This window comes from Pseudomonas sp. HN11 (genome assembly GCF_021390155.1).
Lineage (GTDB): Bacteria > Pseudomonadota > Gammaproteobacteria > Pseudomonadales > Pseudomonadaceae > Aquipseudomonas.
Window position 1 is genome coordinate 5,788,548 of sequence record NZ_CP089985.1, and the last position, 14,489, is coordinate 5,803,036.

14 protein-coding genes are annotated in these 14,489 nt (G+C 58.2%); 6 read left to right on the forward strand and 8 right to left on the reverse strand.

What is annotated here, in order from left to right; translation table 11 throughout:
* Positions 1 to 165: 165 nt before the first annotated feature.
* The 3 genes from dbpA (at position 166) to yccS (ending at position 5,031) form a co-directional block, all read left to right on the forward strand.
* Positions 166 to 1,503 (forward strand): ATP-dependent RNA helicase DbpA, encoded by a 1,338-nt coding sequence (gene dbpA, locus LVW35_RS26570; RefSeq protein WP_231501119.1) that lies wholly within the window; start codon positions 166 to 168, stop codon positions 1,501 to 1,503.
* Between the two features lie 60 nt (positions 1,504 to 1,563).
* Positions 1,564 to 2,742 carry an NAD(P)/FAD-dependent oxidoreductase gene (locus LVW35_RS26575; RefSeq protein ID WP_233892696.1) on the forward strand — a complete coding sequence of 393 codons (1,179 nt, stop codon included), beginning with the start codon at positions 1,564 to 1,566 and terminating at the stop codon, positions 2,740 to 2,742.
* A gap of 105 nt (positions 2,743 to 2,847) precedes the next feature.
* Complete coding sequence (gene yccS / locus LVW35_RS26580; protein WP_233892697.1) at positions 2,848 to 5,031, forward strand: YccS family putative transporter; 2,184 nt, start codon at positions 2,848 to 2,850, stop codon at positions 5,029 to 5,031.
* A 4-nt stretch (positions 5,032 to 5,035) separates the two neighbouring features.
* Here the strand turns inward: yccS and LVW35_RS26585 are convergent, their stop codons facing one another.
* Positions 5,036 to 5,773, reverse strand: a complete 738-nt coding sequence (locus LVW35_RS26585; protein WP_233892698.1) for a substrate-binding periplasmic protein — start codon at positions 5,771 to 5,773, stop codon at positions 5,036 to 5,038.
* A 201-nt stretch (positions 5,774 to 5,974) separates the two neighbouring features.
* Between LVW35_RS26585 and LVW35_RS26590 the strand changes: the two genes are divergently transcribed.
* Positions 5,975 to 6,427 (forward strand): GNAT family N-acetyltransferase, encoded by a 453-nt coding sequence (locus LVW35_RS26590; RefSeq protein ID WP_233892700.1) that lies wholly within the window; start codon positions 5,975 to 5,977, stop codon positions 6,425 to 6,427.
* Positions 6,428 to 6,548: 121 nt separating this feature from the next.
* Here LVW35_RS26590 and LVW35_RS26595 read toward each other — a convergent pair.
* The 4 genes from LVW35_RS26595 to LVW35_RS26610 all read right to left on the reverse strand — a co-directional run bounded on the left by LVW35_RS26595 (position 6,549) and on the right by LVW35_RS26610 (position 10,963).
* A protein-coding gene (locus LVW35_RS26595) for an IS3 family transposase (protein ID WP_442799565.1) occupies positions 6,549 to 7,924 on the reverse strand; the annotation gives its coding sequence in 2 pieces (ribosomal slippage) (positions 6,549 to 7,442 and positions 7,445 to 7,924; 1,374 coding nt in all).
* A gap of 74 nt (positions 7,925 to 7,998) precedes the next feature.
* The gene (locus LVW35_RS26600) at positions 7,999 to 8,295 is read right to left on the reverse strand and encodes a winged helix-turn-helix domain-containing protein (protein WP_233892702.1); all 297 of its coding nucleotides are present in this window, start codon (positions 8,293 to 8,295) and stop codon (positions 7,999 to 8,001) included.
* Between the two features lie 19 nt (positions 8,296 to 8,314).
* Positions 8,315 to 8,815 carry a M48 metallopeptidase family protein gene (locus tag LVW35_RS26605; protein ID WP_233892703.1) on the reverse strand — a complete coding sequence of 167 codons (501 nt, stop codon included), beginning with the start codon at positions 8,813 to 8,815 and terminating at the stop codon, positions 8,315 to 8,317.
* A 42-nt stretch (positions 8,816 to 8,857) separates the two neighbouring features.
* On the reverse strand, positions 8,858 to 10,963 hold the full coding sequence (locus LVW35_RS26610; RefSeq protein WP_233892704.1) for a putative bifunctional diguanylate cyclase/phosphodiesterase: 2,106 nt from the start codon (positions 10,961 to 10,963) through the stop codon (positions 8,858 to 8,860).
* A 313-nt stretch (positions 10,964 to 11,276) separates the two neighbouring features.
* Here LVW35_RS26610 and LVW35_RS26615 point away from each other — a divergent pair, with 313 nt between their 5' ends.
* Positions 11,277 to 11,942: a polysaccharide lyase family 7 protein gene (locus tag LVW35_RS26615; protein ID WP_233892705.1), complete on the forward strand. Its 666-nt coding sequence runs from the start codon at positions 11,277 to 11,279 to the stop codon at positions 11,940 to 11,942.
* A 218-nt stretch (positions 11,943 to 12,160) separates the two neighbouring features.
* The gene (locus LVW35_RS26620; RefSeq protein WP_233892706.1) at positions 12,161 to 12,589 is read left to right on the forward strand and encodes a hypothetical protein; all 429 of its coding nucleotides are present in this window, start codon (positions 12,161 to 12,163) and stop codon (positions 12,587 to 12,589) included.
* 93 nt (positions 12,590 to 12,682) lie between these two features.
* Here the strand turns inward: LVW35_RS26620 and fba are convergent, their stop codons facing one another.
* The 3 genes from fba to LVW35_RS26635 form a co-directional block, all read right to left on the reverse strand.
* Positions 12,683 to 13,747: a class II fructose-bisphosphate aldolase gene (fba, locus tag LVW35_RS26625; protein WP_003177554.1), complete on the reverse strand. Its 1,065-nt coding sequence runs from the start codon at positions 13,745 to 13,747 to the stop codon at positions 12,683 to 12,685.
* 124 nt (positions 13,748 to 13,871) lie between these two features.
* Entirely contained in the window at positions 13,872 to 14,207 is a 336-nt protein-coding gene (locus LVW35_RS26630; RefSeq protein ID WP_233892707.1) for an MliC family protein, read from the reverse strand.
* A gap of 47 nt (positions 14,208 to 14,254) precedes the next feature.
* Positions 14,255 to 14,482: a hypothetical protein gene (locus tag LVW35_RS26635; RefSeq protein ID WP_233892708.1), complete on the reverse strand. Its 228-nt coding sequence runs from the start codon at positions 14,480 to 14,482 to the stop codon at positions 14,255 to 14,257.
* Positions 14,483 to 14,489 lie beyond the last annotated feature (7 nt).

Genomic DNA, 14,489 nt, shown 5'->3' on the forward strand with positions numbered 1-14,489 from the left:
CTTGCCGCTTGCAGCTCATAACTTACCGCTGGCCCCTTACGCCTCGTCGAGAACATACAAATAAACCCGAGGGGGCCTGTTACACTGCGCGACATTTTGTTTTGCAGAGCCAGTCCCGTGACTACCATCGCCACCGCTTTTAATACTTTGCCCCTGTCCGCCGCCATGCTGGCTAACCTCGACTCGCTGGGTTATGTCGAGATGACGCAGATCCAGGCGCAAAGCTTGCCGGTGATCCTCAAGGGGCTGGACCTGATTGCCCAGGCCAAGACCGGCAGCGGCAAGACCGCCGCCTTCGGCATCGGCCTGTTGAATCCGATCAACCCGCGCTACTTCGGTTGCCAGGCGCTGGTGATGTGCCCAACCCGTGAGCTGGCCGACCAGGTCGCCAAGGAAATCCGCCGCCTGGCCCGTGCCGAAGACAACATCAAGGTGCTGACCCTGTGCGGCGGCGTGTCCCTCGGCCCGCAGATCGCTTCCCTGGAGCACGGCGCCCACGTCATCGTCGGCACGCCGGGCCGTATCCAGCAGCACCTGCGCAAAGGTTCGCTGGTACTCGACGGCCTGAACACGCTGATCCTCGACGAAGCCGACCGCATGCTCGACATGGGCTTCTACGATGCCATCGAAGACATCATCAGCAAGACCCCGCCACGCCGCCAGACCCTGCTGTTCTCGGCCACCTACCCGGTGAGCATCAAGCAGTTGGCGTCCAAGTTCATGCGTGCGCCGCAGCAGGTGAAGGCCGAGGCGTTCCACTCCGACGACCAGATCGAACAGCGCTTCTACGAAATCTCGCCGGAAGAGCGCATGGACGCGGTGACCAAGGTGCTGGCGCACTTCCGCCCGGCCTCCTGCGTGGCCTTCTGCTTCACCAAGCAGCAAGTGCAGGAAACCGTGGATCACCTGACGTCCAAGGGCATTTCCGCGGTCGGCCTGCATGGCGACCTGGAACAGCGCGACCGCGACCAGGTACTGGCAATGTTCGCCAACCGCAGCACTTCGGTGCTGGTTGCTACCGACGTTGCCGCACGCGGCCTGGACATCGACTCGCTGGACATGGTGATCAACGTCGAGCTGGCCCGCGACTCGGAAATCCATATCCACCGCGTCGGCCGTACCGGGCGTGCTGGCGAGACCGGCATTGCTATCAGCCTGGTGGCGCCGTCCGAAGCGCATCGCGCCCAGGCCATCGAGCAACTGCAGAAGTCGCCGCTGAACTGGGACCAACTGGACAACCTCAAGCCGCAAAGCGGTGGTCCGTTGTTGCCGCAGATGAGCACCCTGTGCATCGCCGCCGGGCGTAAAGACAAAGTCCGCCCAGGCGACATCCTCGGTGCACTGACCGGTGAAGCCGGCATCCCGGGTGCCCAAGTCGGCAAGATCGCGATTTTTGACTTCCAGGCCTTCGTCGCCGTGGAGCGCGGGATCGCCAAGCAGGCATTGCAACGTTTGAACGACGGCAAGATCAAAGGCCGTTCGTTGCGCGTTCGTATCCTTTAAGAACGCCACCGCTCCTACATTTGAACGCGTTTCAAATCAGATTCTTGTGAGGACACCGTTTTGCGCTCGACCGAAGTTGTGATCATTGGCGCCGGCGCCGCAGGCTTGATGTGCGCACTGACCGCCGCCGGACGTGGGCGCAAGGTGATGTTGATCGACCACGCGAACAAGGCCGGCAAGAAGATCCTGATGTCCGGCGGTGGCCGTTGCAACTTCACCAATATGTACACCGAGCCGGCCAACTTCCTCTCGCACAATGCACACTTCTGCAAGTCCGCCCTGGCGCGCTACACCCAGTGGGACTTTATCGGGCTGGTGGCCAAGCACGGCGTGCCGTACCACGAGAAGAAGCTCGGCCAGCTGTTCTGCGATAACAAGTCCAGCGACATCCTCGGCATGCTGCTCGACGAGTGCATCCAGACGGGCGTCAGCCTGCACCTGGACACCTCCATCGAGGAAATCGCCAAGCTCGACAGCGGTTATCAGTTGCAGACCACCCTGGGTGAGCTGCGCTGTGAATCCCTGGTGATCGCCACCGGCGGCCTGTCGATTCCTACGCTGGGCGCCACCGGTTTTGGTTATCAGGTAGCCAAGCAATTCGGCCACGAATTGCTGCCGACCCGCGCCGGGCTGGTACCGTTCACCATCACCGATCAGCTCAAGGACTTGTGCGGCGAGTTGTCGGGCACGTCGGTGGATTGCCTGGTGAGCTGCAACGGCCAGAGCTTTCGCGAAAACATCCTGTTCACTCACCGTGGCCTGAGTGGGCCTGCGATCCTGCAGATTTCTTCGTATTGGGAATCCGGCGACATGGTGCAGATCAACCTGCTGCCCGACCACGACGCTCACACCTGGCTGCAACAGCAACAGGTCGAGCGCCCCAACAGCGAGCTGAAAACCCTGCTGGGCGAGATCTTCACCAAAAAAATGGCCAACCTGCTGGCGGAGAACTGGTTCGCGTCCAAGCCGATGAAGCAGTACACCCACGCCGAAATTGCCGACATCGCGCAAAAACTCGGCAACTGGCAATTGGTGCCAGCAGGCACCGAGGGTTATCGCACAGCGGAAGTCACACTGGGTGGCGTGGACACGCGGGAAGTGTCGTCCAAGACCATGGAGTCGCTGAAAAGCCCTGGCCTTTACTTCATCGGCGAGGTGCTGGATGTGACCGGCCACCTGGGCGGCTTCAACTTCCAGTGGGCGTGGGCTTCAGGTTACGCGGCGGCGCAGTACGTCTGATCGCCGCAGTGGAATAAATTTTGCTGTTGGATGTGATCGCTACGCTTGCCGTGGCGTCCTTGATAGCTCAATTTAGCGGCATCGTCCCGGAAGACTCCAGACTTCATGTCATCGACCTCGTTCAAGCAGTCCATGCGGCGCCTGTGGGCGCTGGATAAATTCAGCTACAGCATCCGGGTGTTCATCGCCCTCACCGGCAGCATGGCGCTGTGCTGGTATCAGGATGAAATGACGCTGCTGATCCCGCTGTTCCTGGGGATTATCGCCAGCGCCCTGGCCGAGACCGATGACAGCTGGCAAGGTCGCCTCAACGCCCTGGCGGTAACATTGGTGTGTTTCAGCATTGCCGCGCTGTCGGTGGAGCTGCTGTTCCCCTATCCCTGGATCTTCGCGATTTCCCTGGCCTTGGCCACTTTCTGCCTGACCATGCTCGGCGCCTTGGGCGAGCGTTATGGCGCGATTGCGTCGGCGACGCTGATCCTGTCGGTGTACACCATGATCGGCGTGGACCAGCGCGGTGGTGCCGTTTCCGATTTCTGGCATGAACCGCTGCTGCTGGTCGCCGGCGCCGCCTGGTATGGCGCGCTGTCGGTGTTGTGGCAGGCGCTGTTTTCCAACCAGCCGGTGCAGCAGAGCCTGGCGCGGTTGTTCCGCGAACTGGGGCGTTACCTCAAGCTCAAGTCGTCATTGTTCGAGCCGATCCGCCAACTGGATGTGGAAGCGCGGCGCCTGGAACTGGCCCAGCAAAATGGCCGGGTGGTGGCAGCGCTGAACGCCGCGAAGGAAATCATCCTGCACCGCGTGGGCAATGGTCGACCAGGCTCGAAGGTCAGCCGCTACCTCAAACTGTACTTCCTGGCCCAGGACATTCACGAACGCGCCAGCTCGTCCCACTACCCCTACAACGCCCTGGCCGAAGCGTTCTTCCACAGTGATGTGCTGTTCCGCTGCCAGCGCCTGCTGCGCCAACAGGGCAAGGCTTGCCAAGCCTTGGCCGAGTCGATCCAGCTGCGTCAGCCGTTCGTCTATGACGACAGCTTCGCCGAGGCTTTGGGCGATTTGAACGCTTCCTTGGAACACCTGCGCATCCAGAGCAACCCGGCCTGGCGTGGCCTGCTGCGTTCGTTGCGTGCGCTGGCCGCCAACCTGTCCACACTCGACCGCCTGCTGGGTGACGCCAGCAACCCCGACAGCCTGGCGGATGCCACCGACAGCAACCTGCTGGACCGTGCCCCGCGCAACCTCAAAGAGATGTGGACGCGCCTGCGCACGCAAATGACGCCGACGTCGCTGCTGTTCCGCCATGCCTTGCGCCTGTCCCTGGCGTTGACCGTCGGCTACGGCATGTTGCATGCGATCCACGCGTCCCAGGGCTACTGGATCATCCTCACCACACTATTTGTTTGCCAGCCGAACTACGGCGCTACACGGCGCAAGCTCGGCCAACGGATCATCGGCACCGCCATCGGCCTCACCGTGGCCTGGGCGCTGTTTGACCTGTTCCCGAGCCCTCTGGTGCAGTCGATGTTCGCCATTGCCGCCGGCCTGGTGTTCTTTATCAACCGCACCACCCGCTATACCCTGGCCACCGCCGCCATTACCTTGATGGTACTGTTCTGCTTCAACCAGGTCGGTGACGGCTACGGGCTGTTCCTGCCACGCCTGTTCGATACCTTGCTCGGCAGCTTGATTGCAGGCCTGGCGGTATTCCTGTTCCTGCCGGACTGGCAAGGCCGCCGCCTGAACAAAGTGTTGGCCAATACCCTGACCTGCAACAGCATCTACCTGCGCCAGATCATGCAGCAATACGCCGCCGGCAAGAGTGACGACCTGGCCTACCGCCTCGCCCGACGCAACGCGCACAACGCCGATGCGGCATTGTCGACTACCCTGGCGAATATGCTGATGGAGCCAGGACACTTCCGTAAGGAAGCGGACGTAGGCTTCCGCTTCCTGGTGCTCTCGCACACTTTGCTCAGTTACCTGTCAGGGTTGGGCGCGCACCGCGAAACCCAATTGCCGGCCGAGGTGCGTGAGCATTTGATCGATGGTGCTGGCAAAACCTTGGCGGCAAGTATCGATGAAATCGCTACCGGGCTGGCGAACAAGCAGCCGATTGCAATCCAGAGTGATGCCGAGGAGGCACTGGCAGCAGACCTGGAACAGATGCCGGACGAAGTTGATGAAGGGCAGCGATTGGTGCAAACGCAGTTGGCGTTGATTTGTCGGCAGCTGGGGCCGTTACGCACGTTGGCGGCGCATCTGATCAAGGACACCAGCGCGGCTTAGGCCGCTACATCCCATGCTGCTTCATCAACCGCGCATAACTGCCATCGGCCTTCATCTTGGCAATCTCCCGGTCAAAGCTGGCGACGATCTGTTCATGCTCCGGATTCTTCAGGCTCACCAAGATATGCAGGCTGTTTTCACTCAGCGCCTTGGGTAAAAACTCCACCGCATTGCGTACCCTCGCCGACTCGCGGGACAAGTAATAACGCGCCACATATTCATCCTCCACGGTCAGCCGCACCCGCTGCGCCGCGAGCATGCGCACCGCCATGGCGAAGTTATGCACCGGCACTTTCTGTAACTGCGCATCGCCATCGAACGCCGCCGAATAGGCGTACCCGCGCACCACGGCGATGGGGTAGTCGTGCAATTGCTCAAGGTTCTGGAACTCGATGGGATCGTCACGGCGCTTGATGAAACGCACGCGGTTGAGCAGATACTCGCCGGAGAATTGCCCCAGTTGTGTGCGCGCTTCGTCGTACCAGGCGTTCACCAATACGTCATAACGACCGTCGCCCACGCCCATCAACGCCCGGGCCCAAGGCACCTGTTCGAAATCACTGGCATAACCCGCGCGGGCCAGGGCGGTACTGACGATATCGGTGGCCAGCCCGCCGTTGATCAACGTGGCGTCAGTAAAGGGTGGCCAGGCATCCGCTACCAGGCGCAGACGCTGTGCAAGAGCCGGCTGGGCCAGCAACAACACTCCAATCAAAGCAACGGCACGAGAGAATCGCGGCATGCTCAAAGTCCTTGGCAGGCAGGCGGTGGCCTTAGCTCAGGCGAGGCCTGAGGTTCTAACAGTAGCTCAGATTACACAAAGAAACCGGTGCCGGACGCACTCAATGATGGCAATTTGATTTCACTCACAAAAATAGTCGATTTAGACACAAACGGCTGCCGCGCTTACTATCCGAAGCAGACATCCATAAGGGGACATACCATGACCATTGAATGGGTCTGCAAGCACCACAATGAGCTGGGCAAGGAGCAGCTTTACGCCATCCTGCATCTGCGCAACGAGGTCTTCGTTGTCGAGCAGAAATGCGTTTATCAGGACATCGACGGGCAGGATCTGTCGGGCGACACCCATCATTTGATGGCCTGGCAGGATGACCAGTTGGTGGCCTACCTGCGCCTGCTGGACCCGGAGACCCAGGGTGGTGATGTGGTCGTCGGCCGAGTGATTGTGGCGCCGCTAGCGCGTGGCACCGGGCTGGGGCACCGGATGATGGAAGAAACACTCAAGCAGATTGAAGATATCTGGCCTGAAACACCGATTTTCCTGTCAGCCCAGGCGCATTTGCAAGGCTACTACGGGCGCTATGGGTTTGTGGTGGCCAGTGAGGAATACCTTGAGGATGATATTCCGCACATTGGTATGCGCCGGGATTGAAGGCCTCTTCGCGAGCAAGCCCGCCCCCACATTGGATCGGGTTCACACGGTCAAAATGTGGGAGCGGGCTTGCTCGCGAAAGCGTCAGTGAAGTGCGCCCCAAAAGTTGGACAGTTGTTGGTTAGGCTACAGCGGACTTGACCCTATAGGCTACAGGGCTCAGTCCGCCAAGCTTCACTTTGATTCGTTTATAGTTGTAGTAATGGATGTACTCATCCAACCCAGCTTGCAACTGTTCCACGTTGTCGAAGTTTTTTCGGTAGTAAAATTCTGACTTCAGTGTGCCGAAAAAACTCTCCATTGTGGCGTTGTCATAACAGTTTCCTCTGCGTGACATGCTTTGCTCCAGCCCCGCCTTTTCCAGTCGCTCTCGGTATTTTGAGTGTCGGTAATGCCAGCCCTGATCCGAGTGCAGCATAGGCTTAGCCCCCTCAGGTAAGCGTTGAAGAGCTTTTTCCAACATCTCGCCCACCAAAGCATATTGGGGGCGCATGGCCATCTGATAGGCCACAATCTCGCCGTTGTACAAATCTAAAACTGGAGATAAGTACATCTTCTTGCCAGCCACTTTGAACTCGGTGACATCAGTTACCCATTTCTGATTCGGTTTCTCAGCCTCGAATTGACGAGCCAGTGTATTGGGCGATACATCTCCCATCGGTCCGTTATACGACCGGTATTTCTTTGGTCGCACGGTGCATTTCAGACCCAGCTCCCCCATCAGCCGACGTACCGTTTTCCCGTTGATCTGTGGTCGTTCTTTACGAAGCTCTAAAGTCATACGACGATAACCAAGACAGCCCATATGCTCATTCTGGAGGTTCTGGATAGCTGCTTTGACCGAGGCAAACCGGTCTGCAACGCCCATCGCTTTGAGTTGGTAGTAGTACGTGCTTCGCGCAAGGCTCACCAGCTTGAGCAACTCACTCAAGGAAAACTCTTGCTTAAGCTCACTGACTAATCGGGCTTTTTCTTCTGTTCTTTCTCCCGCCTCATCACTGCCTCGCCTAACTCCCCAAGCTTTTTTAGGTAGGCGTTCTCCATGCGCAGATACTTGAGCTCATCGAGCAACGTCTTGTGTTCGGGCTCAGGGGCAGTGATTGGGGCAGAAGATTTACGTGGTTTAATGGGTGGCTTAGACATAACGGTACACAGTCCTTTTTTCCCTGACTCCAGGGCTTCAATGCCGCCACTGTAATACTGCTGCTGCCATCTGCCCACCTGAGTGGAGTTACCCAAATTGAAAAGCGCCGCTGCGCGGCGTAAGGAAAGGGAGTCACGCCACATGCGTTGTAGGACGGAGAACTTGAACAAGGCGGAGTAACGTTGGCCGGTGGTGCTCAAACTGGCCTCACCGTGCAATCGATACGCCTCGACCCAGCGACGAAGCAATGTAGGGTCCATTTGAAATTGAGCGGCGATACGGCGAAAGCCTCGGCCTTTCTCAAGGAAAGTGGTAATAGCGGATAGCTTGAACTGCGTCGTGTACTTACTCATGAAAAATACGCCCCAAGAATTGGATGGGTGTCCAACTTCTGGGGCGCACTTCATCAGCCCAGCCACTGCCGAATTCAGGGATAACCCAATACCTGCTTGACCACCGTCAGGTTTGCCTCAATCCAAGCCTTATCAATCGCCCCCCAGCTGCGAATCCGATAGTGTCCGGCATGGTTACGGGCACCGTCTTGCTGCTCGAATTCACACAGGATATCCAGGTCGGCCAACGCCGTTATGGTGTCCTGCGCCGTGCGCCGGGGCATGCCGGTGAAATCGGTCAATGCCGGGACGCTGCTGGCCTGGCCGCTGTCGATCAAATAGGCCACGTACAGGCGGCGATAGAAGCTGCTTTTGGTCTTGCTCACATCCATGGTCGGTCGCCTTGTGCAGTCAGGATTTGCCCTGCAGGTCGCGATACGTGAGGTATACCCGCAGGTCGAATTCCACCTGATGGTAGCCTGGCATCATGTACTCACAGAGTTTGTAGAACGCCTTGTTGTGGTCCGATTCCTTGAAGTGCGCCAGTTCGTGTACCACGATCATGCGCAGGAACTCCGGCGCGGCCTCCTTGAACAGCGCCGCTATACGGATCTCTTTCTTCGACTTCAAATTTCCACCCTGCACCCGCGAGATGGTGGTGTGCAGGCCGAGGGCACGGTGGGTCAGATCCAGGCGGTTATCGAACAGCACTTTGTCGATGGCCGGTGCATTGCGCAGATGTTCCTGCTTCAAGGCCAGGGCGTAGGCGTACAGCGCCTTGTCGCTCTGCACGGGGTGGCGTTCGGGGTAACGTTGTTCCAGGTAGGCTCCCAACTGATCCTCGGCGATCAGTTGGCGCACTTTTTCCTGGAGGGCGGCGGGATAGGCCTGGAGGTATTTCAGCGCGGTCATGGAGTCTGCAACAGGGTTCGGATGGGCGCCAGTGTAGCGAATTCAGCGCAGGCGGGCGCGCACCCAGGCGGCCATCTCATCAACTATCAACGGCTGCGCCGCCAGCGGGCCCTGGATAAACGGGCAACCATTGGCCTTGAGCCATTGGGCTTGCTCTTGGGTTTCTACCCCTTCAGCTACCACCACGACATCAAAATGCCCGCACAGCTCGATGATGCTGCGCGCCATCACTGCGTCCCGCGCTGAACCCGGCAGACGCGCGACCAATTGCGGGTCGAGCTTGAGTGTATCGAAGGCCAAATCGCGCAGATGCGCCAGGGAACAGTTGCCCAGGCCAAAGTCATCCAGGGCGGTGCGCACGCCGATCTGGCGCAACAATTCAAGCTGCTTGGTCGACTCGTCCAGATTGCTCATGAGGCAGTCCTCACTGATTTCTACCTCCAACTGCCGCCCCTGCAATCCATGTCGTTCAAGTACCTCCTGCAGTTGGGCCGCCAGGTTGGGCATATTGAACTGGTTGCTGCTCAGGCTCACGCTCAGCACCAGCTCAGCATCGAACGTGGCTTTCCATGCCTGGCGCTGGGCAGCGACCTGCTGGTAAATCCAAGTGCTCAGCTGGCTGATCAACCTAGCCTCTTCCAGCAACGGCAAGAACAGCCCTGGCGGCACATCGCCGACACTCGGGTGCTGCCAGCGCAACAGCGCTTCCACACCACGCAGGCGCCCGTCCTCCAGGGAGACCTGGGGCTGATACACCAGGGTGAAGTCCTTGTTTTGAATCGCCGTGCGCACGCTGTCTTCAAGCATCAGGCGCGAGCGGGCGCGGCCGTTCATTTCCTGGTCGTAGTAGCGATACTGCTGACGCCCGGCGCGCTTGGCTTCATACATGGCAATATCGGCGGCGCGCAGCAGGCCATTCAAGTCCGAACCACAATCCGGGAACGTGGCGATGCCGATGCTCACGCCAAGCATCACCTCCAGGCCATCCACCTGTTGGCAGATCGACACGCGTTCGATCAGTTTTTCCGCAATCTTCGCAGCCTGCTCCGGAAACTCCAGCGTCAGCAACGCGGTGAATTCATCGCCCCCCATACGCCCGAGGATGTCGTAGGAACGCAGGCAGCCCTGTAGTTGCTCGGAGACCCAGCGCAATACCCGATCGCCGGCGTCATGGCCAAGGGAATCGTTGACCCGCTTGAAGCCGTCGAGGTCCAGGTAGAGCAATACCAAAGATTGTTCCAAGCGCTCACTGCGCAGCAGGATGTTCTCCACCGCCTGATAGAAACCGCGCCGGTTCAGCAGCCCGGTCAATGGATCCGTGACTGCCTGGAACTCTAGTTGCTGATGCAAGTGGCGAACTTCGGACATGTCCAGCACCGTCACCACCATCGCCTTCTGTTCGGCCGGCAACGGCGCGCACGACAACGCCACCGGCACCTGCTGGCCGCGGCTGGTACGTAAGATCGCATCGTGCAGGCGCCAAGTGTCGCCCTGGCGGTAAGCGGTATACATCAGCGAATCCGGCCAGGCCGGCACGTGGGGCTTTTGCAGGAAACCCAGGAAATCCTGGCCTTGCAGCTCATCCATCGTCGCATTGAGCAAGCGTGATATCGCAGGGTTGGCGTACTCGATCACGCCTTCTTCGCCGACCACCAGAATGCCTTCGGCGGCGTTGTCCAGCACCGAGGCATTGAAGGCGCGGGCCGATTCCAAGTCATGGCTCAGGCGCTGCAACGCACGGCGATTGCGCTGATGCTCCAGCAACGCCTGGACCTTAGGCTTGAGGATATGCGGGTCGAAGGGTTTGAACAGGTAATCGATGGCGCCACTGGCGTAGCCCTCCAGCACCGCGGCCGGGGATTGGGCATTGGCGCTGAGGAAGATGATCGGCGTCATCTTCGTGCGTTGGCTGCCGCGCATCAGACGGGCCACTTCAAAGCCGTCCATGCCGGGCATCTTCACGTCCAACAGCACCAAATCGACGTCATGCGCGAGCAACAACTCAAGGGCTTCCAGGCCGGAACCGGCGGTGATGATCTGCCAGTCTTCGCGCTGCAAAAGCGCGCGCATGCTGAGCAGGTTTTCAGGGTAGTCATCGACCACCAAAAGAACCGAGTCGCCATCGCCGTGGTGTGGAGCGCAATCCATGCTACGTCTCTTCCTTGAAGGAGCTGCTCCGGTCACTTCTGAGATAAAACCCGGACAAACACTGAGGCATCACTCTATCCCCGGTGCCGAAAAATCAGAAGTAATGGCAGTGCCATCATTGCGCCAATTTTCAGGAAGCCGACTAACGGTAAGTGCCTGAAGCCCACGGACCATGGGAAACATGGCTTTTTGACACTCCTTTGACGCCAATAAAGTGCCAGCAACCATTTAACAAGTCGGTTAACACCACCTATAAAGAACCTGTCTGGCCCAAGGGCCATAGCCTACACCCCTCCGTAAAAAGGCCTACGCCATGATCGACCTATCCACTTGGAACCTCAGCATCCCTGTCGGCTCCCCGCCCGCGACCATCGAAACCCCCAAACTGATGAGTGGCTTCAAGGACCAATATTTCCAGGCCGAAGGCAGCAGCGTGCAATTCTGGACGCCCGTGACCGGTACCCGTACTGAAAATGCCGTGTACCCGCGCAGTGAATTGCGCGAAACCTATGCTGATGGGCGGTTGCGCAACTGGACCTATCCGGATGCGGATAACTTTCTACGTGCCACCTTGGAAGTTAATCAGGTGCCGTCCAGCGGCAAGATCGTTATTGGGCAGATTCACGCGTATGACAGTCAGAAACCGCTGATCAAGCTGGAGTACCAATTCAAGGAGAAGACCCAGACCGGCAACATTGTCGCCAAAGTCCGCATGCGCCCGGATGATGGTGAAGGACGGGTAATCATCGTTGCCTCGAATGTGCCGCTGGAGAAGAGTTTTACCTATGTGATCAACCTCAATAAAGCCGGGTTGCTCAGTGTGTATGCCGCAGATGGCGAGTGGAATGAGCGGATTGGAGCCGCGTGGGGGGCGAAGCCACTGTATTTCAAGGCGGGCGCATATGTGCAGGACAACAGTGGAGACAGCAAGGAAGGGGCGAGAGTGACGTTTGCGAAGTTGGATATCGATCACGACTGAACCCTGATAGGTTACCCGGTGCCGGGCTTTTTGAATTCCTCGATATACTGAAGAATAAAAAAGCCCATCGAGGTAGCAAAGTTATATAAGAAACTGTCAAACCTCACAGGTGAAGCGCCCATACTCCACTTTAAATTCTGCGTCCAGCGTCAAATGGCTACAACTCCCCTAAACTAAGAGAGGGCGAAACTTCATCCTATTTTCCCGAGGAATAATGAATGCCTAGCTTAATTACTATTGCTCAAGGTCCCGTTTCGGGATTTTCCTCGGGCAACCAACCGAAAATACATAACGCAGTACCGCCTGGAAATTTTTTCACCGGTCCTCAGACGTTTCCGGTCGTCAGTATTAATGCACGGTATCTGGTCCTCTACCACCTGCTCGATCAAGACACCCGGATTAGCGATAAAGTTACCTACTACGTGTATCCGGTTCCCTCTGCCGGTTTCCCGACTGCGACTGTTATCACCACGCTGCTGACCGCTCCACTCTTACAAGCATTCATCAACAATAAACGAGAGCATTATGAGGCAGAGGCGCCCTTCAAATTCAGTTCGCCTGGCACCTACGACGTTTATTTCGAACATACCAATGCATCCCAAACTTACACTGTCATTTCACAAAATCTTCGATTTACCGTTATCTGAATAACTGGCACGCGCTGACACACAACGTCCGATAAATCATCCGGCACAAAAAACCCGCATCACTGCGGGTTTTTTGTTTGAACAGACTCAGTCTTAGTTGACCTTAGCGTTCAACTCACCCTTCAAATACCGCTGATACATCGCTTCCAGCGAAATCGGCTTGATCTTAGAAGCATTACCCGCAGTACCAAACGCTTCATAACGCGCGATACACACGTCACGCATAGCGGTCACGGTGGCGCCGAAGAATTTACGCGGGTCAAACTCGCTCGGGTTGGTGGCCATCAGGCGACGCATCGCACCGGTGGATGCCAGGCGCAGGTCGGTGTCGATGTTGACCTTGCGCACGCCGTACTTGATGCCTTCGACGATTTCTTCAACCGGTACGCCGTAGGTTTCTTTGATGTCGCCGCCGTACTGGTTGATGATCGCCAGCCACTCTTGCGGCACCGAGGAAGAACCGTGCATCACCAGGTGGGTGTTGGGGATGCGCTTGTGGATTTCCTTGATGCGGTCAATGGCCAGCACGTCACCGGTAGGCGGCTTGGTGAACTTGTAGGCGCCGTGGCTGGTGCCGATGGCGATGGCCAGGGCGTCGACTTGGGTCTTCTTGACGAAGTCCGCAGCTTCTTCCGGGTCGGTCAGCATTTGGCTGTGATCCAGCACGCCTTCAGCGCCGATGCCGTCTTCTTCGCCGGCCATGCCGGTTTCCAGGGAACCCAGGCAGCCCAGCTCGCCTTCAACCGATACGCCGCAGGCGTGAGCCATGGCCACAGTTTGTTGAGTGACGCGTACGTTGTACTCGTAGTCGGTCGGGGTCTTGCCGTCTTCGCCAAGGGAGCCGTCCATCATGACCGAGCTGAAGCCCAGTTGAATGGAGCGCTGGCACACGTCCGGGCTGGTGCCGTGGTCCTGGTGCATGCACACCGGGATATGCGGGAATTCTTCGATCGCGGCAAGGATCAGGTGACGCAGGAACGGCGCACCGGCGTATTTGCGGGCACCGGCCGAAGCCTGGACGATCACGGGGGAGTCGGTCTTGTCAGCGGCTTCCATGATGGCGCGCATCTGCTCAAGGTTGTTGACGTTAAAGGCTGGGACGCCGTAGCCAAACTCGGCTGCGTGGTCCAGCATTTGACGCATGCTGATAAGTGCCATTGTGTTGTCTCTCCCGGTCGAGGGTCGTTAATCGTGCAAGCCTGCCGTAGCGGCGGCTGCTATTCAAGTTATTGCAGGTCAGGCTTTCAATACCTGGCCTGCTGAATCGTTATTTCTGTCAGGCTTACCGCGCTTTGCAGCCGCGCCCGATCAAATCATCGGTGGCGACCCAGTAAATCAGGCCTTCCTCACCTTTTGTGTGAAACGCCAATTGGCCGTCGCTGTACAGCACGCCCGAGGCGGCAACGTCCTGCTTGAGGCGATAAACCTGATCGGAACCGCCCAAACGGACATCCACCTCGGATTTGGCCTGATTAGCAAAGCGCCAGTTCACCTCGGCTTTGCTGTCGCAGGTCCACGTGGTCCACTTGTCGGCAGTTTCTGCCTTGTTGCTGAACATGTTCATGCTGCTGCAGCCGGCCAACAGGGCCAGGGCTACCAGGGCGAAAACGCCTTTCATTGCCAATCCTCGTGAGGCGACCGATGGCCGCCAGTTGATCAGACCCGTCAAGGGCAACCCTGTTCCTGACCGTTGGGCGCGGCGTCGTATTTCTCCAGCCGTTCGTTGCCGATGCGCTTGTTGATCACCGGCATGGTCTCGGCTTGCCAGTCGGCCTGGTAGCAGCTTTTTTTCTGCTGCGCCGCAGGCTTTCCAGCGTCCGGCTCTGCGTTTGGCGTGCTGCCGCAGCCGGTCAACAGGCCCGCTGCGATAAACAATGCCAACGACTTGATCATGGGAACA